Below are 1424 nucleotides of genomic sequence, written 5' to 3' on the forward strand. Positions count from 1 at the left end.
TTCGGCAGAAGCCTTTTCGGCTGCTTTTTATAAAAAGTATAAAATCAAGCCTAGCTTTTTTATCAAAGAGTTGAGTAAAACTAGAGCTAGTTAACAGTCTTAAAATAAGCAAATAGAATTATAGGTATCGGAATATACATGATTTCAATACGTAAAAATCGATACAGCACAGAACCCTTTCAAATGTAGTTTTTTACTGCACTTTAATTTGCATAATGTACTTTTGTATAAAACCAAATAACAATGACTAACCAGCAGTTTTTAAAAATAGTGCTTACGGCACTGTTTCCTTTCTTTTTATGGTCGCAAACGGTGTATGATAAGTCTTCATTGTCGTACGATACTATTGATAATAATTATTTTAAAGAAGAAGGAAGTGTTAAAAAACAATTAGCATGGGCTAAGGTCTATCTCTCTAAAGCTGCAAAAGAGAACAAAGCAATTCGAAAAGCTAGAGGCTATTATTTATACGCCATTCTTTATTATCAAGATCAACCGCTCAAAGCCATTCAATATCTTGATAGTGTAATAAAATATTCAAAAATAGAACCGAATAAATTTTTTCCTACTGCAGCTTATTGTGAAAAAGGAAGGCTACTAGTAGACTTACGTAAATTTAATGAAGCGCTTCTTAATTTTAATTTGGCAGAGCAAGTCGCTTTAAAAAGCAATATTGATTATTATTATATAGTCCGTGACTATATTGGAACTACAAAATCAGAAGAAATGGGTGAGGTAGAGGAAGCCTTACAATTGTACCATGAAAACTATAAATATTACAAAACGAAGGACTATCGAGGGGATTATTACTCCTATTGGTTTCAAAACACCATATTTGGATTAGCAGATTGCCATAAGTCTTTAAAGCATTCAGATTCTACTACTTTTTATAATAAGTTAGGTTACAAAGAAGCTACGATTACTAAAAACAAAGAATTTCAGCTAATGTTTATTTTGAATGAAGGAGCCAATCAAGTAGATAAAAGAAATTTTAGAGCTGCTTTAGATAGTATCAAAAAAGCATTGCCTGGTTTAATCAAAGTAAAAAATACAGGAAATGTTTTAGCATCTTATTTTTATCTGGGCAGGTCGTATGCAGGATTGGATTATAAATCACGTGCGGTGCAAAATTTTATTAAAGTAGATTCTATGTACCGCATTAGAAAAAAAATCACACCAGAATTTGTAGGAGGCTATTCCTATTTAATTGAGTACTACAAACAAATCGGAGACAAAGAAAAGCAGTTGAAATACTTAACAACCTACATGGAAATTGATAGTGTGCTGCAAAAAAATTACAAACACCTGAGTAAAGTTTTGCGCGATGAGTATGATACCCCGCACTTAATTGCAGAGAAAGAAGCTTTAATACAATCTTTGGAAAAAAGGCAATCTACTTCTTATATCTGGATTGTAGTTTTAGT

1 protein-coding gene is annotated in these 1424 nt (G+C 31.7%); it reads left to right on the forward strand.

Annotated features, from left to right (window positions below; translation table 11 throughout):
- Positions 1 to 243 precede the first annotated feature (243 nt).
- On the forward strand, positions 244 to 1424 hold a 1181-nt coding region (locus BMZ76_RS15650), incomplete at its 3' end, for a hypothetical protein (protein ID WP_143071116.1).

This window comes from Flavobacterium xueshanense, from assembly GCF_900112975.1.
Taxonomy (GTDB): domain Bacteria; phylum Bacteroidota; class Bacteroidia; order Flavobacteriales; family Flavobacteriaceae; genus Flavobacterium; species Flavobacterium xueshanense.